Here is a 20,940-nt window from a genome sequence, read left to right as displayed (position 1 = left end):
CCGGCGCGGGTGTCCACCGGGGGCATCAGAGCCCGAACCCGCCGTCGACGTCGAGCTTCTGCCCGGTGATGAACCCTGCGGCGGGCGAGGCGAGGAACGCGACGGCGGCCGCGATGTCGCCCGCGGTCCCGAACCGGCGGAGCGGGATGTTGGCGGTGGCGACCTCGAGCGCACGCTCGTCCAGATCGCCGGACGCCATCAGCCGCGCCGACATCCCGTCCCACAGCATCCCCGGACCCACGGCGTTCACACGCACGCCGAAGCGGCCCTCTTCGGCGGCGAGGCCGCGGGCGAGGGCCTCGACACCGCCCTTCGGGGCGACCGAGAGGCCGTCGCGCACTGGGTATCGCCGGGTGCCCGCGCTCGTGACCACGGTGAGGGAGCCTGCCGCGTCACGAAGAGCGGGGAGGAAGGCCCTGGCGATGGCGAAGAAGCCGACGAGGTCGTCGTCGACCTGTCGGGCGAACTGCTCGACGGACACCTTCGACAGGTGCACCATCGGCACGTGCGGACCGGCCGCATGCACGACCGTGTGCACGGCGCCGTGGCGGGTGACGAGGTCGTCGGCGAGGGCGGCGGCACCCGCGTCGTCGCGGACGTCGAGCCGATGCGCCTCACCCTGCTCGCCGAGTGCGGCGAGCAGTTCGGGCGCGGGGTCGGAGCGGTGCGTGATCGCGACCCGGACCCCCTCCGCCGCGAGGGTCCTGGCGATCGCGGAGCCGATCCCGCCGGTCCCTCCGGTCACCACGGCGATGCCGGGCAGGTCGCGGAGGCGGCGGTTCTCGGGAGTCTGTGCACTGTCCATGAGCCGGAATCTAACAGGTGTCCAGATCGTAACCAAGCAATTGACCGGTTGGGCGTTGCCGGTGGCCCGGGTCTGTGATTTACTAAGCAAGCGTTTGGTCGCTCTAACTCAACGATGAGAGAGGTTCGGATATGCGGTTCAACAGACTCGCGGCAGTCGCCGCAGGGATCGTGGTCTCGACGGTGGTGCTCGCCGGTTGCGCCGGCGATGCGGAGGGAACCGGCGACGGGGGCGACGGCGAAGGCGGCGACCCGATCAAGCTCGTGGTCCTCGGTGGCATGGGTGCCGAGGGGATCCTCGCGGACAACGCGACGACCGCCGTCACGGCAGCGCTCGCCTCCGTCGACGCCGTGAACGACATGGGCGGGATCCTCGACCGCGAGGTCGAGATCACCCACCTCGAAGACAACGCCGACCCGACGGTCGCCGTCACCAAGCTCCGCGAATACATCGCCACCGAGGGCAAGCCCGATCTCGTGATGAACTCCGGACCCTCGACGATCACCGAAGCGATGCTGCCGATCCTCACGCAGAACAAGATCGTCTCGTTCAACATCGGCCCCACCACCGGCTCGGGCGACCCGAAGGTCAACCCCTACAGCTTCGACCTCAGCGCCTCCGTCCCCGACTACCTCGGATCGTTCGTCGCCGAGATGGAGGACCGCGGCTACGAGGACGTCGCCATCCTGCACGGATCCAGCGCCTACGGCGAGCTGTTCGGCTCGCTCGGTGAGACCACGTTCGCCGACGCGGGCTTCACCGTGACGGGGAACGAGGGCTTCGACAACGCGGCGCTCGACATGACCGCGCAGCTGTCCGCCCTCCAGCAGGGCGACCCCGACGTGCTCGTGCTCGACGCCTACGGCGCCCCGCTCGGCTACGTCCTGCAGAGCCTCGAGAAGCTCGGCTGGGACGTCCCCGTGATGGGCAACTCCTCGGTCGCCGCGACCGGACTGATCGCCACGCCCGCCCCCGACGGGGTGCTCGGCACCGATCAGGTGAAGAACCTCACGATGCAGGTGTACTCCAGCACCCAGTACGACCCCGACGACACCAAGGTCAACGACGCGGTCGAGCGCATGCTCGCCGCCGGCGACATCAAGTCGTCGCTGATCCTCGCCTACAACTACGACTCGGCCCTGCTGTTCAAGGCTGCGGCGGAGAAGGCCGGCGGAGTCGACGACCCGGACGCCCTGGTGGCAGCACTGATCGACCCCGAGGTGCAGAAAGCGGCCGAGACGGCCATCCTCGCGAACTACGCGTTCGACGACAAGGCGCACAGCCCGCACGTGAGCCCCGACCAGTTCGCGTTCATCCCGCCGGGTGAGCTCGTCAACGGCCAGTTCCAGCCCTGACGCCGGCCGGCGCCGTGAACACCGCCGACGGCTCGGATCTCGATTCGGATCCGAGCCGTCGGCACACCAAGCCAAAGTGATGGAAGGAACCCGACCGCAATGACCATCATCTGGTCCGGCCTGGCTCTCGGTGCGATCTACGCACTGGTGGCGATCGGCTACAACATCGTCTTCCTCTCGCAGAAGACCTTCAACTTCGCCCAGGCGGCGCTCATGATGCTGGGCGCCTTCATCGCGTACGTCGGCATCGTCGTCTGGGGTCTGCCGTGGTGGCTCGTCGCCATCGCCGCCGCCGTCATCGTCGGGGCCATCGCCGCCCTCGAGGAGCGCGTCGCGATCCGCCCCGTCAAGGACCCCCACAACCTGCTGGTCACCACCCTCGGCGCCTCGATCATCATGGAGGGTGTCGCCCAGGTGATCTGGGGCGGCGAGCCCAAGCGGGTGCCCTTCTTCATGGGCGACCAGGTGCTGGAGTTCCTCGGAGGGCGCGTCTACCCCGTCGAGCTCGCGCTGATCGTCCTGGTCATCGTCTTGGTCGTCGTGCTCACGCAGTACGCCAAACGGAGCATGACCGGCATCGCCCTGCTCGGCATGAGCGAGAACCGGGAAGCCGCTCAGCTGCGCGGTGTCAATGTGCGCCGCTTCGCCCTGATGGCCTTCATCTTCACCGGTATCCTCGCCGGGTTCCTCGGGGTGTTCGTCGGTCCCAAGACCTACGCGGTGGCGACCCTGGGTGCGTCCCTGGCGCTCAAGGGCTTCGTGGTCCTCGCGATCGGCGGCTTCGGGTCGCTCGGCGGCGTGCTCGTCGGCGGGTTGATCGTGGGTCTCGCCGAGGCTCTCGCCACGCGCTACATCGGCGCGGACTACGCGGGCCTGACGGTCTTCTTCATCCTCATCGTGATCCTGATGGTCAAACCGACGGGACTCTTCACCCGTCGCGTGGAACGGACGGTGTGACCATGGCTGCTCTCTGGCTGAAACTGCGTGCCGTCCCCGGCTGGATCTGGCCCCTCGCGGTCGGCGTCGTGCTGCTCGCGCTCCCCTTCCTGGGTCTCGGCTACGCCGCGACACGGCAGATCGAGCTCACGCTCATCCTGGCGCTGATCGTGCTGGGCCTGAACCTCTCCCTCGGCTACGCCGGTGAACTCGCGATGGGGCAGGTCGCCATGTACGCGGCAGGCGCATACGCCGCCGGCCTCGCGAACAAGGCGGGTGTCACCGACATCTGGCTGCAGCTGCTCATCGGCGCGGCGGCCGCCCTGGTGATCGGACTCATCTCGGGCATCCCCGGTCTTCGCCTCGGCAGCTGGTCGCTCGCGATGACGTCGTTCTTCCTGATCCTGATCGTCCCCGACGTGCTGTCGATCTTCAAGGAGGAGACCGGCGGGCGCAACGGCCTGGCGGGCATCATGCCCGCCACCTCGTTCGGGCAGATGATCGACGGGCGCACCTACTACGTGATCATCGTCGGCGTCACGATCGTGGCGTTCGCGCTGATCCGCAACCTCGTGCTCTCCGGCCACGGCACCGCACTCCGCGTGCTCAAGCAGAGCCCCGTGCTGGCGTCGTCGATGGGCATCTCGGTGTTCCGGGCCAAGCTCACCGCCTACGCGATCGGTGCGGTCCCCGCGGGCATCGCCGGCGTGCTGTTCGCCAACCTCGATCTGTTCATCTCGCCGGAGGCCTTCGCGTTCTCCTTCGCGATGACGGTGCTCGCGGCCTCGATCTTCGGCGGGTCGGCCAGCATCTACGGAGCTCTGATCGGCGCGGCCGTGCTGCAGTTCGGCATGAACCAGTCGACCAACTTCAGCAAGTTCGGTCTCATCATCTCGGGCGCCTTCCTCCTCATCGGCGGTGTGGCCTTCACCGGCGGACTGGCCGGGCTCCTGCGGAGTCTCCTGCGCAAGGCCGACAATGCGGCGAAGGCCAAGGTCGGGATGAAGCCGATCGAGGCGGCCCCCGCCGAGGTCGAGAAGCTCGACGGAGCGCTGCTGCGCACCGAAGGGGTCTCCAAGGCGTTCGGCGGCAACCAGGCGCTGTCGAAGGTGTCGATCGACGCGGCACCTGGTGCCGTCACGGCCATCATCGGTCCGAACGGCTCGGGCAAGACGACCCTGCTGAACATGATCTCCGGCTTCTACAAGACCGATGCCGGAACCATCGAGCTCGATGGCACGTCCATCCAGGGACTGTCGTCGTACCGGGTCGCCAGGGCGGGAGTGTCGCGCACTTTCCAGACGCCGAACATCCCCGAGAAGCTGACGGTGTTCGAGGCGGTGGAAGCGGGCAGGTACGCGACCGAGCGGCCGACCATCTTCGCCTCGGTGCTGCGTCTTCCGACGTTCTGGCGCACCCGCGCCGAGAACCGCGCCGCGGCGGAGCGGGCGCTGGCCCTCGTCGGTCTCAGCGCGCAGCGCGACGAGCCGGCGGATTCCTTGCCCCTGGGCAACCGGCGTCTGCTCGAAGTGGCCAGGAGCCTCGCCGCCTCGCCCAAGGTCGTGCTCCTCGACGAGGTCGCCTCCGGACTGGACGAGGACGAGCTCGAGGTCCTCGAGGGCCTGGTGATGCGCCTGCGCGACGCCGGGATGACGGTCATCCTGGTGGAGCACAACTTCCAGCTGGTGCTGCGCGTCGCCGATGACATCTACGTGCTCGCACAGGGCGCGGTCATGGCGCACGGCACACCGGAGCAGATCGAGAGCAACCCGCGCGTCATGGAGGAGTACCTCGGTGTCACGGCGGAGACCAACGCGGCAGGAGGCGGCGACCATGAGTGATGTGCTGCTGGAGGTGTCGGGCCTGCAGACCGGCTACGGCGACCTGACGGTGGTGCGCGACGTCTCGCTGACGGTGCGCACCGGCGAGATCACGGTGCTGCTCGGTCGCAACGGTGCCGGGAAGACGACCACGCTGCGGGCGATCACGGGACTGAACAAGGTGTCCGGCGGCACGGTCTCGTACCTCGGGGAACCGTTGGCCGATGCTCCGCACAAGCGCGTCGCGCGCGGCATCTCGTACGTGCAGGAGGGCAAGAAGGTCTTCCGCGAGCTCACGATCGAACAGAACCTCATCCTCGGCGGATTCTCCCGCGGGATGGGCAAGCGCGCACTCGTGTCGGCCGCAGATGAGATCTACCAGCTGTTCCCGATCCTCGGGAGCAAGCGTGCCCTGCCTGCCGCGAGCATGTCGGGCGGGCAGCAGCAGATGCTCGCGATCGGCCAGGCGCTCATGGCGAAGCCGAAGCTGCTCATCCTCGACGAGCCGAGTCAGGGCCTGGCCCCGGTCATCGTGAAGGAGGTCATGGAGCGGGTGCATGAGCTCAGGGCCACCGGCATCGGCATCCTCCTGGTGGAGCAGGCGGTGCAGGAATCCGTCGCCATCGCCGACGAGGTCACGGTGATCGAGATGGGACGCACGACCCTGGCCGGCGCCGCGGCCGATGTCTCGCTGGAAGATCTGCAGAAGGCGTACTTCGGCGCCGTCGCGTAGGCGGAGGACGGATGGTCGGTCGCCTACGCTGGATCGGTGACCGAGAACGCTGCGATCGAGACCTTCTGGGGCCAGGCGCGGGCGGCGCTGCCCGACCTGCCGGAGACCCTGCCGGAGGCATGGGGCTTCGGGGCGATCCCGGCGCACGCGGATGAGCTGCTGGCGCTCGTGCTCGACGGCGTGAAGACGGGCACGGCGTCGTCGCTGTGGGACTACGACGCGACGGGCGATCCGCTTCCGGCCGCGGGCGAGCTGAGCATCGTCCTCGACGGCGCCGGCGTTCCTCGGGCCGTGATCGAGACGACCGCGATCGCGATCGTGCCCTTCGACGAAGTGAGCGCCGAGCACGCGTTCTCCGAGGGGAGGGCGACCGCACGCTCTCGCACTGGCGTGAGGTGCACGAGCGGTACTGGCGGGAGCACTCCGAGAACCCTCGCGGCTTCGAGCCGGACATGCCGGTGGTGTGCGAGCGGTTCCGCCTGCTGCTTCCGCCTCAGCCCGGCAGCGCGGAGGCCGCCGGGTAGCCGAGCACCGTCGACTGCTCCCGGCTGAAGGCCGAGGTCACCCGGTGGGCGATGCGCCAGCGGCCGTCGACGCGACGGTACGACACGTCGTAGAAGCCCCGCATCGCCAGACGCGGGGCACCCGCATCCTCGGCGTAGTCACCGTGGAACTCCAGATGGATGCGGGCGGTCGCGGTGTCGCCGTCGAGGACGAGCTGCGGCAGATGGAGGAAGTGGATGCCGGCGAACGCGGCGTCGCTGCAGAAGGCGCGGAGGGCCGGGCGTCCCTGTACGAACGTGACGGGGGCCGCTTCGCCGATCGGTCTCGACTGGTAGATGCCGTCCTCGGTGAAGAGACTGCTCCACGCGTCGCCGTCGCGCTCGTCGAAGGTCCGCGCGTAGGTGGCCTCCAGGTCGATGATCTCGAGGCGGTCCTCGAGGGCCTGCAGGCGCTGCTCGATGCTGCGGGTCATGGTCGCTCCGTCCGGTCGAGGGGGGGGCGGTCGCCGCTCGACGCACGCGGTCGCGGCGCATGCGGTCGAGGGATCGTCGGGTCCGCGTCGCCCGCGCGGCCCCGCGCCCTCGGGCTCGCGCAGACGACCGGCATCAGATCGCGTCCATTCGCGCACGGCCGTGCGCTCGACGATGCGCCAGCCCTCGGGGTCTCTGCGCACATGGTCGAGGTAGCGGAAGCCGCTCGTGAAGTTGCGGGTCTCGTCGGTCGATGGTCGACCCCAGTGCACGGCGGTGCCGTAGGTCTCGGCGAAGGCGTGGTCGCCGAACAGCTCGACCCGGTGGTTGCCGACGATGTGCATGGTGCCGTCGAACACGGCCGTGCGTTCGCGGAGCCAGGCCACGTAGTCGTCGGCCGTTCCCGAGAAGCCGGTGGTGGTCGACCCCGTCGCGCGCGTAGACGCCGCGGACGTTCAGGTAGTCGGCCCGATCGACGGCCGAGCAGTAGCGCAGCACGAGCTCTTGGATCTCCTGGCGGTCGGAGAGCTCGCCGAGCGGGTTCATGCCTGATCCGGCATGTTCGTCCATCCGCGTCCCGATGCCTTGCCGTACCAGCCCGATGCGGCGAGCGTCCCTCCGTCGACGGGGATCGTGTGACCGGTGATGAACGCGGCGTCCGGCGAGGCGAGGAATGCCACGACTCCCGCGTAGTCCTCTGGCCGACCGAATCGTCCCACCGGGAGCCAGGAGCGCAGCAGGGCGGGGTCGCGACCGCCCAGCATCAGATCCGCCGGCGTCTGCGGAGTGTCGGCGAGGTCGGGGGCGATCGCGTTGACACGGATGCCGGAGGGACCGAGTTCGACGGCGAGGCTCTTCGTGAAGGCCGACACTCCGGCGTTGTATGCCGAATAGACGGCGTTGCCCGGAATGCCGCGGAACGCCTCGACGGTCGAGACGTTGACGATGCTCCCCCCGCCGGCGGCGATCATGCCGGGGAGCAGTGCGTGGGTCACGGTGAACACGTGCCACAGGTTGAGATCGTGCAGGCGGCGCCACTGTTCGGGCGGGCTCTTCGCGAAGAACGACTTCGCCGGACGGAAGTCGCCGACGTTGTTGACGAGCACGTCCGCATGACCCTGTTCACGCTCGACGAGGGTCGCGAGCCGGTCGACCGTCTCGTCCAGGGTGATGTCGCCGACCAGGACCGTGCAGCGTCCGCCGGCTGCCTCGATCTCGCCGGAGGTGGCGGCAGCGGCATCCGCATCGATGTCGACGAGGACGACGTGGTCTCCGTCTGCGGCGAGACGACGGCTGATCCCGCCGCCGATGCCGAGAGCGCCGCCGGTGACGACGACCGTACGCGGATGCGGTGGAGGAACATCATCGTGACTCATGCGACTAACCTAGCATTTGGTTGGTAGCATGGACAGGTCGGTGCATCGGAGCACCGCTCACGGAGGAGGCGGAGTGAGCCTGGTCATGGATTTCGCGGGCAAGGTCGTCGCGGTCACCGGCGGATCCCGCGGCGTCGGTCGCGGCGTGGTCGAGGCGTTCCTCGACGCCGGGGCAGAGGTGGAGTTCTGCGGCAGAGCCGAGCCGGAGACCCTGCCTGCGCGCGATGGCCGCACCGCATCCTTCCGCCCCGTCGATGTGAGAGACGCCGCGCAGAACCAGGCGTGGATCGACGGCATCGCGGAGCGAAGGGGCCGCCTCGACGTCCTCGTCAACAACGTCGGCGGCTCGCCGTTCGGTCGCTTCGAGGCCGGATCTCCCCGCTACTTCCAGGCGATCACCGAGATCAACTTCCTGTCGGCCGCCGTCGCGACCAGAGCCGCATTCGAGCCGCTGCGCGCCCACCGCGGAAGTGTGATCAACATCACCTCGATCAGTGCACGACGGCCCAGCCCCGGCACGGCCGTGTACGGGGCCGCGAAGGCCGCGCTCGAGAGCCTGACCCGCAGTCTCGCCGTCGAGTGGGCGCCGGAGATCCGCGTCAATGCGGTCAGCAGCGGACTCGTGCACACCGAGAGCGCGGTCGACCACTACGGCACTCCGGAGCAGTACGCCGAGATCGCACGAACCATCCCCCGGGGGCGACTGGCTTCGCCGCAGGAGCTCGGCGCCGTGTGCGTCATGCTCGCCTCTCCGTTCTCCGCGCACATCACCGGCGCCATCGTCCCTGTGGACGGCGGTGGCGAATGGCCCGCCTTCCTCACCCACACCCCGAACGCGGACATCGTGCAGCAGGCCGATCGTCTCGACATCACCGAAGGAAACCCCTCATGACCGAAGCCGTCATCGTCTCCGCCGTGCGTTCGCCCATCGGGCGCGCGTTCAAGGGCAGCCTGAAGGACATGCGCGGCGACGACCTCGCGACGCAGATGGTGCGCGCGGCCGTCGACGCGGTGCCCGGCCTCGACCCGAACGAGATCGTCGACCTGATGGTCGGCTGCGCACAGCCCGCGGGTCAGCAGGGGTACAACATCGGGCGGATGCTCGCATTGCAGCTGGGCTGGGACGCCGTGCCGGGGACGACGGTCAACCGCTACTGCGCGTCGTCGCTGCAGACCACACGGATGGCGTTCCACGCGATCAAGGCCGGTGAGGGCGACGTGTTCGTCTCTGCCGGGGTCGAGGCCGTGTCGCAGTTCGCGTCCGGCAAGTCGGACGGCATGCCCGACACGAAGAATCCGCGGTGGGCCGATGCCGCCGCGCGCACGGCGCGGGAGGCGCAGGACCCCGACTTCGTGTGGTCGGATCCGCTCGAGCGCGGCGAGCTGGAGGACATCTACATCGCGATGGGGGAGACCGCCGAGAACGTGGCCTCGTTCCGCGGAGTCTCACGCCGAGAGCAGGACGAGTGGGCGGTGCTCAGCCAGAATCGAGCCGAGGCCGCAGCCGCGCGGGGCTTCTGGGAGACCGACATCACGCCGGTGCGACTCGGCGACGGCACGCTCGTGACGAAGGACGACGGGCCGCGAGCGGGTGTGACGCTGGAGGGCATCAGCGGCATGCAGCCGGTGTTCCGTCCGCACGGGACCGTGACCGCCGCGAACTGCTGCCCGCTCAACGATGGCCGCCGCCGCGCTCGTGATCATGAGCGACACCCGGGCCGCGGAGCTCGGCCTGACCCCGCTCGCGCGTGTCGTGTCGACGGGGGTGTCGGCACTGTCGGCCGAGATCATGGGTCTCGGCCCCGTGCAGGCCGTCGAACGCGCGCTGGCGCACGCCCGGATGTCGATCGGCGACATCGACATCCTCGAGATCAACGAGGCCTTCGCCGCGCAGGTCATCCCCTCGATCGCCGACATCGGCATCGACCCCGAGCGCGTCAACGTCAACGGAGGAGCGATCGCCCTCGGGCACCCCTACGGCATGACCGGCGCCCGCATCACGACCACCGCGATCAACGCCCTCCGCGAGCGCGACGAGCAGTTCGCCGTCGAGACCATGTGCACCGCGGGCGGCCAGGGCATGGCCATGGTGCTCGAGCGCCTGAGCTGACCCCCCCTCCGCCTCCGCACCTCTCCGTTCCTTCGCCCGTTCGTCTCTTCGTCGAGTGCACGGGTTCGTGCCGAGTGCACGGGATGCCTGCGCCGACAAGCCGTGCGCTCGACACGATGCCGTGCACTCGGTGTCGAGGAAGGGAGGAAGGGGAAGAGGGGGTCAGGCGTGCGCGCGGAGCTCCGACTTCAGGATCTTGCCGGTCGCGTTGCGGGGGAAGTCGTCGACGAAGACGAACTCGCGGGGCACCTTGAAGTTCGCCAGGTGCGTGCGGCAGAAGGCCTCGAGATCGGCGGCGTCCGGACGAGGGTCGGCGTTGTGCAGCAGCAGCACGTAGGCGCGGCCGACCGTGCCGAGGCGTTCGTCGTCGACGCCGATCACGGCGGACTCGTTGACGGCCGGATGCTTGCGCAGAGCGTTCTCGACCTCGGCGGGGTACACGTTGAAGCCGCCGACGATGAACATGTCCTTGAGTCGGTCGGTGATCTTGAGGCAACCGTGCTCGTCGAGGCGTCCGACATCGCCGGTGTGGAACCAGCCGTCCGTGTCGAGCACCGCGTCGGTCGCAGCCTGATCCTCGAAGTAGCCGAGCATGACGTTGGGGCCGCGCAGCAGGATCTCGCCGTCGGTGTCGAGCCCGGCATCGTTCCCGTCCTCGTCGATGACGCGGATCTCGACGCCCTCGACGGCCGGGCCGGTGGTCTGCGCGGTGTGTTCGAGCGATTCGCCGGGCCGGGAGAGGGTGGCGACGACGCACTCGGTGAGTCCGTAGGCCTGGGCCACGGTCTCGAAACCGAGCACGTTCACCATGTCGTGGAAGAGCGTGGCCGGTGCGGCGGTGGCCCCGGCGATCGCGAACCGCAGCGACGACAGGTCGTACTCGCCGAGGCGGGGGTGGTCGAGCAGCGAGGTGAAGATCGTGGGCACGCCGGGGAGGACGCTGATGCGCGCCGACTGCACGAGCTCGAGCACCCGGTCGACGTCGAACACCGCGAGCGGGTAGATCGTGCACCCGCCCATCAGCGAGGCGATCATTCCCGCCTTGTAGCCGAAGCCGTGGAAGAACGGGTTGACCACGGCGTAGCGGTCTTCGGGTGTCAGGCGCGCTCCGAGACCCCAGGCCCTGGCGACGGAGAGGGTCTGGCGGTGCGCGCTGAGCACCCCTTCGGGACGCCGGTCGTGCCGGAGGTGAACAGCACGTCCATGATGGCGTCCGGCGTCACCGCAGCGGCCGCCGCCGACACCAGGCTCTCGTCGATCCCCTCGCCGGCGGCGAGGAAGTCGGTCCAGCAGAGGACTCCGGCGTCTCGTGTCTCGTCGAGCGTCAGGACGGTGCGCAGGTGCGGCAGGCCGGGGATGGCCGACCCGTCGGTGCCGCGTTCGGCCGCAGCCGTGCGGAGCGCCGCGCTGTAGGACTTGCCGAGGAACCCGTCGGCGAGCACCAGTGCGGTGGCGCGGGAGCGGGCGAGGATCTCGGCGGCCTCGTGCCCGGTGTAGCGGGTGTTGAGGGGCACGACCGCGATGCCGACGAGCTGGGCGCCGAGCATCGCGAGGATGAACTCGTGCCGGTTGGGGGCCCAGAGTCCGATGCGGTCTCCCGGTCGTACTCCCTGGGCGAGGTACGCCCTGGCGACCGAGCGCACGCGGTCGTGCAGGTCGGCGTAGCCGATGACCGTCTCGCCGTCGACGATGGCGGGATGATCGCCCAGGGCCGCCATCTCCGCGAGGAGGGCAGGCACTGTCGTCGCTTCCGAGACTGTCATGGTCGTCCTTTCCAATATCATGCGTACACTCCGAGAGGGTGTTTCGGGAAAACAGTGTGGTGCGACACACTGAGCAAGCGCTTGTGATTTTTTTCGGTGAAGGAGCAGTGATGGCAACGACCAGAAGCGGAGGTCGCCAGGAGCAGAGTTCCGAGCGACGCGACCAGATCATCTCGATCGCCGCTCGGCTCATCGCCAGACGCGGATACTCCGCGACGACGGTCCGCGACATCGCCGACGAGGCGGGCATCCTCTCCGGCAGCCTCTACCACCACTTCTCCTCGAAGGAGGCGATCCTCCAGGAGATCCTGCGCAGCTTCATGACGGGACTGCTCGGGCGCTTCGAGGAGATCGTCGCCGAAGGCGGCAGCCCCCGAGACATCCTCGACAAGCTCATCGCGCACGCCTTCGCGACCATCGAGAGCCAGCCCGACGCGGTGGGCCTCTACCAGAACGAACTGTCGTTCCTCGCTCGTCAGCCCGGCTTCGAGTTCCTCGGCGAGAACAGCGAGCGCATCGAGGCGCTCTGGCTCTCGCAGATCACGGAGGGGCAGAAAGTCGGCGTGTTCCGCGACTCGATCGACGCTCCGATCGCCTACCGGTTCATCCGCGACGCGGTGTGGTCGACGGTCGCCTGGTACCGACCCGGCCGCGGTCACACGGCGACGAGCCTGACCGACAACTTCCTGGATCTGCTGCACAACGGCCTCCTCGCCGACTGAGTGCACCGCGGACGGGGCGCATGCTCCGTCAGTCAGCGACCTCTCGGCTGCGGGTGCCGCGCGGGTCGAGCACCTCGCGGATCAACCGCAGCTCTTCGGCATCGGGAGTGCGCGTGAGCGGCGCATCCGTCGCGTCGAGCGCGAATCCGGTGCTGTCGGTCACGGTCTGCGGATCGACTCCGGGGTGGACCGACAGCACGGTGACGATGCCGTCTGCGCCGTAACCGAGCACGGCGAGGTTCGTGACGATCACGCCGAGGTGGTGGTGCTCGAGGCCGGCCTCGCGCGCGCGGTCGTTGCCGACTCCCGAGACCATGTCGACCGCGTCGACGAAGACGCGGGTGCTGTGCCGAGCGACCCAGTAGTCCACGCGGTGGTTGGCGGTGTTGCCCGGTGCCCCGCGGACGCCGATGAGCTGACGGGTGGGGCGTGCCCAGTCGCCGATGAGCGAGATGTTCTGGTTGCCGAACCGGTCGATCTGGCTGGCGCCCATCATGCTCTGGCGGCGGCCGGTGGCGACGATGTCGAAGACGCGACGGAACGGCGCCCATCCTTCGACCGCGGGGGCCGCTGCATCGGGGTCTCCCGGCATCGGAGGGCCGGAGAGGAAGAAGGCCTCGCCGTCGCTGAGGACGATCTCGGGAGCGGTGGTGAGTTTCGCCAGGCGGGCGCCGAGGGCGGGGATGATGCCGACGGCGTGTGCGAGGATCTCGCCCGACTCGCGGTACGTGTCGGCGCAGGCTGCGATGCAGACCTCCGCTGTGGTGGCGCCGAGCGTGGTCTCGGGGGTGGCGACGCTGGTCATGACTCTCCTCGGTCGGCGTGGAACTGGGCGACGGCTGAGCGATAACCGGCCTCGTCGGTCTGCAGGAACGTGCGCTCGAACTCCGCCCAGGCGCTCGGATCCTTCGCGGAGGCGACGTAATGCTTCTGGAAGGCCTCGTCGCGCTCGTAGTCGGGGGCGCAGGTGGTGAAGTGTGCTCCGCCGGGAGCCTCGACGACCGCGGAGGCGTAGATGCGGCTGAACAGCAGTGTGTGGAACGAGCCCTCGTCGAGCAGCGCCGAGGTGGGGATGACCTTCTCCGTCGACACGATGGTGCGCGTCGCGGCCATGGCGAACAGGTCGTCGAAGTAGGGGTCGGGTCCGAGGTACTGGGCGTTGCCCTGCGCATCGGCGCGGTTCACGTGCACGAGCGCGACGTCGAGGGGAAGGGCCGGCATGGCGACGTACTGCGCGTCGGAGTAGGGCGACGCCACCGTGCGCAGTCGCGGGTTCGCCGGCAGCACATCCGACCCGAGACCGGCGAGGATGGGGAGGAAGTCGAGGCGCGAGGCCGCGGCACGGAGGCCGGTGACGAACATGCCCTCGTCGTACTCCTCGATCTCGAGGTCGCCGCGTTCGCGTGCCCGGGTGAAGAGCGGGTCGAGCGGGATGCTGTCGAGCGACACGAACCCGTAGACGAGGCGGCGGATGCGGCCGGCGGCTGCGAGCAGCCCGACGTCGGGACCGCCGAAGGCCACCACGGTGAGGTCGGTGATGTCGCGTCGCAGGATCTCGCGCACGAGGGCCATGGGCTTGCGTCGCGAACCCCAGCCGCCGATGCCGATCGTCATCCTGCTCTCGATGGTGGCGACCGCCTCCTCGATGCTCACCCGCTTGTCCGACATCCCCGCTCCTTCGCGCGACCGGCGCTAAACCTAGCGCTTGTTTGGGAATCACAGTAGCATGCCCGGAAGGACGACCAGCAAGGGGGCCGCGCATGACCGGAGAGTCGATCGCCGACCACGTCGTGGTGACCGGAGGGGCGAGCGGGATCGGCGACGCCGTGGTCGCGCAGCTGCTCGACCGGGGTGTCGCGGTCACCGTGTTCGACCTGCAGCCGAGTGCCAGAGCCGGCGTGACCACCCGCACCGTCGACTTGCGCGACGAGGGCGCGGTGGAGGAGGCGATGGCCGAGACATGGGCCGACGCGCCGGTGGGGGGCCTCGTCGCCTGCCACGGTGTGCGCGGCGCGTATGTGCCGGCGCTCGAGATCGACCTCGACCAGCTGCGGCGGCTGTTCGACGTGCACGTGGTGGGGACGCTCGCCGTCTCCCGGGCGCTGGTGCGTCGCCTCGATGCCGCCCCGGCCTCGATCGTGCTGGTGTCGTCGACCACCGCATACCGCGGGTGGGCCAACCAGGCCGACTACGGGCCCGCCAAGGCCGCCGAACGTCAGCTGATGGAGAACCTCGCGATCGAATGGGCGCCCCGCGGCGTGCGCGTCAACGCGGTCGCCCCCGGACACACGCTGACCCCGATGGTGCAGGACATGGTGGACCACGGCTACGACCTCGCGGCGGTCGAGCAGCGCACCCCGCGCGGACGCCTCGCCGACCCCGACGAGATCGCCGCTGCGATCGTCTGGATGCTGCGCGACGCCACGCACGTGATCGGACAGTGCCTGCCGGTGGACGGCGGCTGGACGGCCGTCGGACGATGATGCCGACCCGCGCGCTCGGCGACCTCGAGGTCTCGGCGCTGGGCATGGGCGCGATGACCCTGACCCAGGTGCCGGGTGCGGACACCGCTCGCGGCATCCGCGCCGTGCACGCCGCGGTGGACGCCGGCATCACCCTGTTCGACACCGCCGACTCGTATGGGCCGTCGGGGAGATGGGCGTGAACGAGCGGGCGCTCGTCGAGGCGCTCCGACGGCATCCGTCTGCGGCCGAGCAGGTGGTCATCGCCACGAAAGGCGGTCACACCCGAGGCCCGGCAGCGACCTGGTGGGTCGACGGCTCTCCGGAGCACCTCGCCGCCGCTGCCAGGGCTTCGGCGCAGCGCCTCGGGCTCGATGCCCTCCCGCTGTATCAGCACCACCGCCCCGACGTGAAGGTGCCGTTCGCGGAGTCGATGGGGGCGATGCGGCAGCTCGTCGACGAGGGCGTCGTGATCCGCGTCGGCGTCTCGAACGTCGATGCCTCCCAGCTCGACACGGCGATCCGGGTGGTCGGCGATGCGCTCGTCAGTGTGCAGAACGAGTACTCGCTGCTCGAGCGCTCGAGCGATCCCGTGCTGCAGCTCTGCGAGGTGCACGGACTGGCGTTCCTGGCCTGGGGTCCGTTCGGGGGCATGCGCGCGGCCAAGGGGCTCGGCGCGTCGTCGTCGTCCGTCGCCCTCGTCGCCGACCGGCACGGGGTGAGCCCGCAGCAGGTCGTGCTGGCCTGGCTGCTCCGACGCTCGCCCGTGCTCATCCCGATCCCTGGTGCGAGTCGGCCGGAGAGCGTGCGGGACTCGGCCGCCGCGGTCGACCTCGTGCTCGACGACGACGACCGACGTCTGCTCGATGCGGTGTCCGCGCCGGCGGAGAGTGCTCAGTGAGGCTCTTGCAGCAGTTCGACCCGCACGTCGTCGGGGCCCTTCACGTAGACGTAGCGGTAGCCGTCGAGCGGCCCGGCCGTGGCCGTCATGGTCTGCGACAGGGGTTCGTAGCCGAGCGCCGCCAGTCGCGCGAGACTCGCCTCGATGTCGGGCACGACCATGGCCGGATGCGCGGCGCCGGTGTGACCGTTGTCGGGGTCGATGCGGGGTTGTCGGCGCCGCGGTACTCGGCGAGCTCCAGGAAGACCCCGTCGTCGAGGCGGATGAACGTGAGCAGGATCTCGACTCCGGGATATCCGGTGGCGGCGTCGACCGCGGGACCGCTCTTCGACAGGGGACCGATGACCTCGCCGTCGGTCGCCGCCAGGTAGAACGCGGTCGCCGCGGCCGTGTCGCTCACCGTGATGCCGATGTGGTGGAGCCGTGGCATCCTCACTCCCATCTCAAACTAGCGCTTGTTCGATAACTATCCCGGAGGACACTCATGAATGCAACGCCCCTCATCGACCTCACCGGCCGGGTCGCCGTGATCACCGGAGCAGCCGGCGGTCAGGGCCGCTCACACGCCGCCCTTTCCACGCACTCGGCGCGAGCCTCGTGCTCACCGATCTCGACGGGGCCGCGGTCGTCGACGTCGCCGCGGAGTTCGGCGACCGCGCCATCGGACTCGCGCACGACGTGTCGTCTGCCGAGGCCTGGGCGCAGGTGGCTGCGGCGGCGAAGGAGAAGTTCGGCCACGTCGACGTGCTCGTCAACAATGCCGGATTCTGCCCGGAGGGGCCCTTGGCCGAGACGACGGAGCGCGTCATCCGCCTCACGCTCGACGTGAACCTCATCGGACCGATGCTGGGGGTTCAGGCGATGCTGCCCCTCATGGGGGATGGCGCGTCGATCGTGAACATCGCCTCCACCGCCGGTGTCGCCGGGTACGCGAACCGCGTTCCCTACTCCGCGTCGAAATGGGGCCTGCGGGGTGTGTCCCGGGCTCTCGCCCGCGAGTTCGCCGGCACGGGCATCCGCGTGAACACGGTGTGCCCAGGGGCGGTGGACACGCCCATGATCAGCGAAGACGCCAGGGCGGGCGTCGGCTTCATCTCCCGCATCCCCATCCCGCGCGCCGGACGCCCCGAGGAGATCTCGAACCTCGTGGCCTACCTCGCCAGCTCTGCCAGCAGCTACTGCACCGGCCAGGACTTCATCATCGACGGCGGGCAGGTCGCCTGATGCCGAGCTACGCCTTCGACGGCGTCGTGCCCGTGGTCGATCCGACCGCGTTCGTGCATGAGACCGCGAGCCTGATCGGAGACGTCATCATCGGCCCCGGGTGCTACATCGGCCCGTTCGCCAGCCTCCGCGGCGACTTCGGCCGGATCGTCGTGGGGGAGGGATCGAACGTGCAGGACTCGTGCGTCGTCCACGCGTTTCCCGGAGCCGACGCGGTGCTCGAGCCGAACAGTCACGTCGGACACGGGGTCGTGCTGCACGGGTGCCGCATCGGGTCGTTCGCCCTGATCGGCATCGGCTCGACGGTGCTCGACGGTGCGGAGATCGGCGCGGACTCCCTGGTCGGCGCCGGCGCGGTCGTGACGGCGGGGACGGTGGTCCCTCCAGGGTCGAAGGTGCTCGGGGCCCCGGCGAGAGTGGTCGGGGCCCTCGATGAGCAGGCGCTGGCGTGGAAGCGCAACGGGGTGCGGATCTATCAGGACCTCGCCCGGCGCAGTCGGGAGACCCTGCGCCGGGTCGAACCGCTCGTCGCGGTGGAGCCGGACCGTCGTCGTACCTCCTGGTCGCCGGATGCCGCGACACCGCTGCACCGGCAGCGCGCCGAGGGCACATCGTGAACGAGGGCTTCGACGACTGGGTCGCGATCACGCGAACGATCTCCCGGTACGGGCGCCATGCCGACCAGCGGCGCTCCGCCGACATGGCCGACCTGTTCACGGTCGACGGGCGGATGCTGATGTTCCGACCGCGCGCCGTCGAGCCCTCCGAGTCGCCCCAGGGGCGTGCGCAGCTGATCGCGGCGTTCGACGCGCTCGCCGCGTTCGTGGCCACCAGCCATGTGCTCTCCCCGAGCGACATCGAGATCGACGGCGACACGGCACGGGCGCACACCTCCTGCATGGCGCATCACATCAGCGAGACCTCGGAGTGTCGGGTGCGGTTCACGCTCGCCGATCGCTACGACGACACGCTCGAACGCGTCGGCACGGACTGGCTCTTCCGGGAACGCCGCAAGTACACCGACTGGACCGAGACCACACCGCTGCGGCGCTGACCGGGTGCCGAACATTATCGCGCAATACGTACGTTACCGGCTATGATGGCGTACATGAGCCAGGTCGCCATCACCCATGCCCGCGGACGCCTCGCGTCGATCATCGACGAGGCGAGGACCGAGCCCGTCTACCTCACACGCCGCAACCTCGCGGTCGCTGCGGTCGTCGATGCCTCGTTCCTCGAGCGGCTGCTGGAGGACGCCGAGGAGCTCGCCGACATCCGGGCGGTCGATGACGCGTGGGAAGAGACCGAACGCCTCGGGGAGACCCCTGTCCCCTGGGACGAGGTCAAGCGCGACCTCGGTCTGATTCCGTGACCTACGCGGTCCGGATCCTCCCCGTCGCCGTCCGCACGATCCGCAAGCTCCCACCCGAGGGGAAGCGGCGGATCGAAGCCGTGATCGAGCTGCTCGCCGACGATCCGCGACCTCCGGCCGCCAAGAAGCTGACGGCGCGACCGGAGTGGCGGGTTCGAACGGGTGACTACCGCGTGCTGTACCGCATCGAGGATCGCGTGCTCACCGTCGTCGTCGTGCATGCCGGGCACCGTCGCGACGTGTACGAGCGCTGAGCCGCGCGAATGCAGAGGTTGACCGCGGATCAGCTCCGCCTTCACGCCCCGCAGCTCCTCGACCTCCAGCACAAGGCATATGCCGTCGAGGCGGCGCGGATCGGTGACGACCGCATTCCGCCGCTCCACGAGACGGAGGGGGATCTGCTGTCATCGGGTCTGAAGTGGATCGCCTCCTGGGACGGGGGCCTGATCTCCGGGGCCGTCGGGTATGCGGTCGAGCACGACATCGTCGACCTCGACCGTCTCATGATCCATCCCGCCTATCATCGACGAGGACTCGGCAGAGCACTGGTGATCGAGGTCATGGCGCTCGCCCCCCGGACGGTCGTGGCGACCGCGCGAGAGAACCTTCCCGCACGCTCGTTGTACGAGTCCCTCGGCTTCCTGCACCAGTCGGATGTCGAAGCGACTCCCGGCCTGTGGATCAGCCGCTACTCTCGCACCCGAGCGTGAGGGAGACGGGCCGAGAGAGACGTGCGCGCGCGAAGTCGACCACCTCGATCGAGAGCCGGACGCGGTGATCTGCCAGGGAGTGGTCCGAAGGGAAGACCGTGTGACGAAGCCGGCTCTGCGCCTCGTCGAACGCCGCGACGAGGGGATCGTGGTGGAGGGAGGACGGTGTGACCTCGTCGCGACTGGTGCCGATGAGGAGCACGTCCCGGTCGGTGAAGCGATCAGCCAACGCGCGCAGTGACCACTCCTGGCCGGCGTCGCGCATCTCGTGAGCGAGTCGGCGGCCGTCGGTGTTCGACAGGACCGGTGTCTCGGAGGCGAAGGCCTCTGTATAGACGTCGAGGAGTGCGGGGTCGGCATCGACGGCCGCCGCGACGGCGCCGAAATCGAAGCCTGAGATCGACACGGTCGCACGCACGTCCGGGCGGGTGGATGCGGTGTAGAGGGCGAGGAACCCGCCGAGGCTGTGCCCGGCGACGCCGACACGGAGCGGATCCAGCTCGGGCATCTGCGGGTGGTCGCCGCGCAGGAGGGCGTCCAGGACCGCCTCCGTGTCGGCGAGCGCGTTCGCCCACGACCAGTCGCCGGGCATGCCCCAGCACCCGCGGTAGTGGAAGACCAACGACGCCACGCCTGCCCGGCGGAGCGCATGGGCGATGTCGAAGTTGCGTTCCCACCCGGGGAAGCCGTGCAGCAGAAGCAAGACCGCGTGCGGTCCGGGCCCCGCGGGAAGGTGCAGCACACCGTGAAGTTCGTGGCCAGAGCTGCGCAACGCGACGTGCCGTGTGGTGGCCGGTGTGCCGTCGCCCGGTTCAGGATCGGTGATCAGATAGTCCATCGCGCAGCTCCTCGGATAAAACCGATCAGTATCATCTAATGATGCGAGCATACAGAACGGTGTCCTTCGCATCTTCAGGGATGTGCGCGTCAGAGCGCCATGCTGAGCAGGATCTCGGCAGCCTTCCGCGCGTCCGAGCCGGCGGACGAGGCTTCGCCGTCCACCACGCTCACGGCCGTCGCTCCCTCGATGAGGAGGAGCAGCTGTCGGGCGAGGCTGTCAGCGCGCGGCAGATCCGTGACTCCGGCATCCAGGATGCGAGTGCGGAGCAGGTCACGGTAGCTGTCGAGGTGGGAGCGCGCAGTCGCGCGCACCTGTGGCTCATCGTCGCCGCGCAGGTCGGTGACCGTGTTGAGCACGGCGCATCCGCGGTAGCGGGGCTGCGAGAACCAGTCGATGAGCAGGTCGAAGATCGCGAGAACCCGACCCGGTCCCGGCTCGGCGTCCGCGGTCTCCCGGCGGAGCCACTCGTGGATGTGGTCGCTGCGTCGGGCGACCACTCGCGCGGCGAGTTCAGCCTTGGAGGGGAAGTAGCGGTACAGGCTGAGCTTCGACGCTCCGGCCTCGGCAGCGATCTCGTTGACGCCGACGGAATGCATGGCGCGATCGGCGAAGAGCCGCTCGGCGCTGTCCAGCAACCTCGTTTGCGTCTCCGCGGGGTCGATGCGGGCGCCTTTGGGTACGGGCACGACTGCTCCTCTCCTCGGCGTGTCGCCTGATGACCGATCGGTCTCATCTTAGGAAGGCGCCACCGGTTCGTCGCCTGTGGGCGGCGGTCTTCCTCGCATATCTGGCGTTCGGCGGCACTCTGCAGCTGCTTCCGCTCTCGCTGGCGCTCC

The 20,940-nt window shown here is 69.3% G+C and carries 24 protein-coding genes and 4 pseudogenes; 17 read left to right on the top strand and 11 right to left on the bottom strand.

The genetic code is table 11. The annotated features are described in order from the left end of the window. Positions 1–25: 25 nt before the first annotated feature. The gene (locus K1X59_RS18015; RefSeq protein ID WP_220173670.1) at positions 26–805 is read right to left on the bottom strand and encodes an SDR family NAD(P)-dependent oxidoreductase; all 780 of its coding nucleotides are present in this window, start codon (positions 803–805) and stop codon (positions 26–28) included. Positions 806–936: 131 nt separating this feature from the next. Between K1X59_RS18015 and K1X59_RS18010 the strand changes: the two genes are divergently transcribed. The 5 genes and pseudogenes from K1X59_RS18010 to K1X59_RS17990 all read left to right on the top strand — a co-directional run bounded on the left by K1X59_RS18010 (position 937) and on the right by K1X59_RS17990 (position 6,173). Next, a complete protein-coding gene (locus K1X59_RS18010) occupies positions 937–2,160 on the top strand; it encodes an ABC transporter substrate-binding protein (protein ID WP_183151045.1) in 1,224 nt (407 codons plus the stop codon). A gap of 99 nt (positions 2,161–2,259) precedes the next feature. Further along, entirely contained in the window at positions 2,260–3,117 is an 858-nt protein-coding gene (locus K1X59_RS18005) for a branched-chain amino acid ABC transporter permease (RefSeq protein ID WP_183151044.1), read from the top strand. Between the two features lie 2 nt (positions 3,118–3,119). Next, entirely contained in the window at positions 3,120–4,937 is a 1,818-nt protein-coding gene (locus tag K1X59_RS18000; RefSeq protein ID WP_183151043.1) for an ATP-binding cassette domain-containing protein, read from the top strand. Next, complete coding sequence (locus tag K1X59_RS17995) at positions 4,930–5,649, top strand: ABC transporter ATP-binding protein (RefSeq protein WP_183151042.1); 720 nt, start codon at positions 4,930–4,932, stop codon at positions 5,647–5,649. The genes K1X59_RS18000 and K1X59_RS17995 overlap by 8 nt, the downstream gene beginning before the upstream one ends. 36 nt (positions 5,650–5,685) lie before the next feature. After that, positions 5,686–6,173 (top strand): annotated as a pseudogene (locus K1X59_RS17990) (ASCH domain-containing protein). Here K1X59_RS17990 and K1X59_RS17985 read toward each other — a convergent pair. From K1X59_RS17985 to K1X59_RS17975, 3 genes and pseudogenes are all read right to left on the bottom strand, one after another. Next, complete coding sequence (locus K1X59_RS17985) at positions 6,143–6,625, bottom strand: nuclear transport factor 2 family protein (RefSeq protein WP_220173669.1); 483 nt, start codon at positions 6,623–6,625, stop codon at positions 6,143–6,145. The pseudogene K1X59_RS17990 and the gene K1X59_RS17985 sit on opposite strands and share 31 nt — an antisense overlap. Positions 6,626–6,844: 219 nt before the next feature. Continuing rightward, positions 6,845–7,169, bottom strand: a pseudogene (locus K1X59_RS17980) (nuclear transport factor 2 family protein); the annotation flags it as partial. Then, complete coding sequence (locus K1X59_RS17975) at positions 7,166–7,999, bottom strand: SDR family NAD(P)-dependent oxidoreductase (RefSeq protein ID WP_183151039.1); 834 nt, start codon at positions 7,997–7,999, stop codon at positions 7,166–7,168. The gene K1X59_RS17975 and the pseudogene K1X59_RS17980, both read right to left, overlap by 4 nt. 73 nt (positions 8,000–8,072) lie before the next feature. Between K1X59_RS17975 and K1X59_RS17970 the strand changes: the two genes are divergently transcribed. Both K1X59_RS17970 and K1X59_RS17965 read left to right on the top strand, forming a co-directional pair. Next, positions 8,073–8,891: an SDR family oxidoreductase gene (locus K1X59_RS17970; protein ID WP_244632171.1), complete on the top strand. Its 819-nt coding sequence runs from the start codon at positions 8,073–8,075 to the stop codon at positions 8,889–8,891. After that, a pseudogene (locus tag K1X59_RS17965) lies at positions 8,888–10,109 on the top strand (acetyl-CoA C-acetyltransferase). The gene K1X59_RS17970 and the pseudogene K1X59_RS17965 overlap by 4 nt, the downstream one beginning before the upstream one ends. A gap of 162 nt (positions 10,110–10,271) precedes the next feature. Here K1X59_RS17965 and K1X59_RS21985 read toward each other — a convergent pair. Both K1X59_RS21985 and K1X59_RS17960 read right to left on the bottom strand, forming a co-directional pair. Further along, positions 10,272–10,574, bottom strand: coding sequence for an AMP-binding enzyme (locus K1X59_RS21985; RefSeq protein ID WP_244632619.1), 303 nt, complete (start codon positions 10,572–10,574; stop codon positions 10,272–10,274). Positions 10,575–10,748: 174 nt separating this feature from the next. Next, positions 10,749–11,827: pseudogene (locus K1X59_RS17960) on the bottom strand (AMP-binding protein); the annotation flags it as partial. A gap of 155 nt (positions 11,828–11,982) precedes the next feature. Between K1X59_RS17960 and K1X59_RS17955 the strand changes: the two are divergent. After that, positions 11,983–12,594, top strand: coding sequence for a TetR/AcrR family transcriptional regulator (locus K1X59_RS17955; protein ID WP_183151037.1), 612 nt, complete (start codon positions 11,983–11,985; stop codon positions 12,592–12,594). Positions 12,595–12,622: 28 nt separating this feature from the next. Here the strand turns inward: K1X59_RS17955 and K1X59_RS17950 are convergent, their stop codons facing one another. Both K1X59_RS17950 and K1X59_RS17945 read right to left on the bottom strand, forming a co-directional pair. Next, positions 12,623–13,399, bottom strand: coding sequence for a CoA-transferase subunit beta (locus K1X59_RS17950; RefSeq protein ID WP_183151036.1), 777 nt, complete (start codon positions 13,397–13,399; stop codon positions 12,623–12,625). After that, the gene (locus K1X59_RS17945) at positions 13,396–14,262 is read right to left on the bottom strand and encodes a CoA transferase subunit A (RefSeq protein WP_183151035.1); all 867 of its coding nucleotides are present in this window, start codon (positions 14,260–14,262) and stop codon (positions 13,396–13,398) included. The genes K1X59_RS17950 and K1X59_RS17945 overlap by 4 nt, the downstream gene beginning before the upstream one ends. 92 nt (positions 14,263–14,354) lie before the next feature. On the opposite strand from K1X59_RS17945, the gene K1X59_RS17940 reads away from it, so the two are divergent. From K1X59_RS17940 to K1X59_RS17935, 3 genes are read left to right on the top strand one after another with little or no spacing between them, the layout of a single operon-like run. After that, positions 14,355–15,077 carry an SDR family NAD(P)-dependent oxidoreductase gene (locus K1X59_RS17940; protein WP_183151034.1) on the top strand — a complete coding sequence of 241 codons (723 nt, stop codon included), beginning with the start codon at positions 14,355–14,357 and terminating at the stop codon, positions 15,075–15,077. Continuing rightward, a complete protein-coding gene (locus K1X59_RS21980) occupies positions 15,074–15,259 on the top strand; it encodes an aldo/keto reductase (RefSeq protein WP_244632169.1) in 186 nt (61 codons plus the stop codon). The genes K1X59_RS17940 and K1X59_RS21980 overlap by 4 nt, the downstream gene beginning before the upstream one ends. Next, positions 15,256–15,957 carry an aldo/keto reductase gene (locus K1X59_RS17935; protein WP_244632168.1) on the top strand — a complete coding sequence of 234 codons (702 nt, stop codon included), beginning with the start codon at positions 15,256–15,258 and terminating at the stop codon, positions 15,955–15,957. Before K1X59_RS21980 ends, K1X59_RS17935 begins: the two co-directional genes overlap by 4 nt. Before the next feature lie 85 nt (positions 15,958–16,042). Here the strand turns inward: K1X59_RS17935 and K1X59_RS17930 are convergent, their stop codons facing one another. After that, positions 16,043–16,387: a hypothetical protein gene (locus K1X59_RS17930; protein WP_220173666.1), complete on the bottom strand. Its 345-nt coding sequence runs from the start codon at positions 16,385–16,387 to the stop codon at positions 16,043–16,045. A 167-nt stretch (positions 16,388–16,554) separates the two neighbouring features. On the opposite strand from K1X59_RS17930, the gene K1X59_RS17925 reads away from it, so the two are divergent. The 6 genes from K1X59_RS17925 to K1X59_RS17900 are packed head-to-tail and all read left to right on the top strand — an operon-like array spanning position 16,555 to position 19,263. After that, the gene (locus tag K1X59_RS17925; protein ID WP_220173665.1) at positions 16,555–17,181 is read left to right on the top strand and encodes an SDR family NAD(P)-dependent oxidoreductase; all 627 of its coding nucleotides are present in this window, start codon (positions 16,555–16,557) and stop codon (positions 17,179–17,181) included. After that, positions 17,181–17,798, top strand: coding sequence for a gamma carbonic anhydrase family protein (locus K1X59_RS17920; RefSeq protein WP_220173664.1), 618 nt, complete (start codon positions 17,181–17,183; stop codon positions 17,796–17,798). The genes K1X59_RS17925 and K1X59_RS17920 overlap by 1 nt, the downstream gene beginning before the upstream one ends. After that, positions 17,795–18,235: a nuclear transport factor 2 family protein gene (locus K1X59_RS17915; protein WP_183151031.1), complete on the top strand. Its 441-nt coding sequence runs from the start codon at positions 17,795–17,797 to the stop codon at positions 18,233–18,235. Before K1X59_RS17920 ends, K1X59_RS17915 begins: the two co-directional genes overlap by 4 nt. Before the next feature lie 54 nt (positions 18,236–18,289). Next, a complete protein-coding gene (locus K1X59_RS17910) occupies positions 18,290–18,553 on the top strand; it encodes a type II toxin-antitoxin system Phd/YefM family antitoxin (protein WP_183151030.1) in 264 nt (87 codons plus the stop codon). Further along, positions 18,550–18,807, top strand: a complete 258-nt coding sequence (locus tag K1X59_RS17905; RefSeq protein ID WP_183151029.1) for a type II toxin-antitoxin system RelE/ParE family toxin — start codon at positions 18,550–18,552, stop codon at positions 18,805–18,807. Before K1X59_RS17910 ends, K1X59_RS17905 begins: the two co-directional genes overlap by 4 nt. An 18-nt stretch (positions 18,808–18,825) precedes the next feature. Further along, positions 18,826–19,263 carry a GNAT family N-acetyltransferase gene (locus K1X59_RS17900; protein ID WP_220173663.1) on the top strand — a complete coding sequence of 146 codons (438 nt, stop codon included), beginning with the start codon at positions 18,826–18,828 and terminating at the stop codon, positions 19,261–19,263. On the opposite strand, the gene K1X59_RS17895 is transcribed toward K1X59_RS17900, so the two are convergent. Both K1X59_RS17895 and K1X59_RS17890 read right to left on the bottom strand, forming a co-directional pair. Continuing rightward, positions 19,235–20,101 (bottom strand): S9 family peptidase, encoded by an 867-nt coding sequence (locus K1X59_RS17895; RefSeq protein WP_183151027.1) that lies wholly within the window; start codon positions 20,099–20,101, stop codon positions 19,235–19,237. The genes K1X59_RS17900 and K1X59_RS17895 overlap by 29 nt on opposite strands. An 89-nt stretch (positions 20,102–20,190) precedes the next feature. Further along, positions 20,191–20,790, bottom strand: a complete 600-nt coding sequence (locus K1X59_RS17890) for a TetR/AcrR family transcriptional regulator (RefSeq protein ID WP_220173662.1) — start codon at positions 20,788–20,790, stop codon at positions 20,191–20,193. Between the last annotated feature and the right edge of the window lie 150 nt (positions 20,791–20,940).

This window comes from Microbacterium sp. Se5.02b (assembly GCF_019464375.1).
In the GTDB taxonomy this organism is placed as follows: domain Bacteria; phylum Actinomycetota; class Actinomycetes; order Actinomycetales; family Microbacteriaceae; genus Microbacterium.
The sequence above is the reverse complement of the archived record's forward strand: the minus strand, read 5'-3'. Positions and strand labels throughout refer to the sequence as shown.

What these genes read in the sequence shown, in the direction of transcription:
- K1X59_RS18015 (WP_220173670.1), bottom strand. Translation starts at nt 805, where the DNA reads ATGGACAGTGCACAGACTCCCGAGAACCGCCGCCTCCGCGACCTGCCC.
- K1X59_RS18010 (WP_183151045.1), top strand. Translation starts at nt 937, where the DNA reads ATGCGGTTCAACAGACTCGCGGCAGTCGCCGCAGGGATCGTGGTCTCG.
- K1X59_RS18005 (WP_183151044.1), top strand. Translation starts at nt 2,260, where the DNA reads ATGACCATCATCTGGTCCGGCCTGGCTCTCGGTGCGATCTACGCACTG.
- K1X59_RS18000 (WP_183151043.1), top strand. Translation starts at nt 3,120, where the DNA reads ATGGCTGCTCTCTGGCTGAAACTGCGTGCCGTCCCCGGCTGGATCTGG.
- K1X59_RS17995 (WP_183151042.1), top strand. Translation starts at nt 4,930, where the DNA reads ATGAGTGATGTGCTGCTGGAGGTGTCGGGCCTGCAGACCGGCTACGGC.
- K1X59_RS17985 (WP_220173669.1), bottom strand. Translation starts at nt 6,625, where the DNA reads ATGACCCGCAGCATCGAGCAGCGCCTGCAGGCCCTCGAGGACCGCCTC.
- K1X59_RS17975 (WP_183151039.1), bottom strand. Translation starts at nt 7,999, where the DNA reads ATGAGTCACGATGATGTTCCTCCACCGCATCCGCGTACGGTCGTCGTC.
- K1X59_RS21985 (WP_244632619.1), bottom strand. Translation starts at nt 10,574, where the DNA reads ATGTTCATCGTCGGCGGCTTCAACGTGTACCCCGCCGAGGTCGAGAAC.
- K1X59_RS17955 (WP_183151037.1), top strand. Translation starts at nt 11,983, where the DNA reads ATGGCAACGACCAGAAGCGGAGGTCGCCAGGAGCAGAGTTCCGAGCGA.
- K1X59_RS17950 (WP_183151036.1), bottom strand. Translation starts at nt 13,399, where the DNA reads ATGACCAGCGTCGCCACCCCCGAGACCACGCTCGGCGCCACCACAGCG.
- K1X59_RS17945 (WP_183151035.1), bottom strand. Translation starts at nt 14,262, where the DNA reads ATGTCGGACAAGCGGGTGAGCATCGAGGAGGCGGTCGCCACCATCGAG.
- K1X59_RS17940 (WP_183151034.1), top strand. Translation starts at nt 14,355, where the DNA reads ATGACCGGAGAGTCGATCGCCGACCACGTCGTGGTGACCGGAGGGGCG.
- K1X59_RS21980 (WP_244632169.1), top strand. Translation starts at nt 15,074, where the DNA reads ATGATGCCGACCCGCGCGCTCGGCGACCTCGAGGTCTCGGCGCTGGGC.
- K1X59_RS17930 (WP_220173666.1), bottom strand. Translation starts at nt 16,387, where the DNA reads ATGCCACGGCTCCACCACATCGGCATCACGGTGAGCGACACGGCCGCG.
- K1X59_RS17920 (WP_220173664.1), top strand. Translation starts at nt 17,181, where the DNA reads ATGCCGAGCTACGCCTTCGACGGCGTCGTGCCCGTGGTCGATCCGACC.
- K1X59_RS17910 (WP_183151030.1), top strand. Translation starts at nt 18,290, where the DNA reads ATGAGCCAGGTCGCCATCACCCATGCCCGCGGACGCCTCGCGTCGATC.
- K1X59_RS17895 (WP_183151027.1), bottom strand. Translation starts at nt 20,101, where the DNA reads ATGGACTATCTGATCACCGATCCTGAACCGGGCGACGGCACACCGGCC.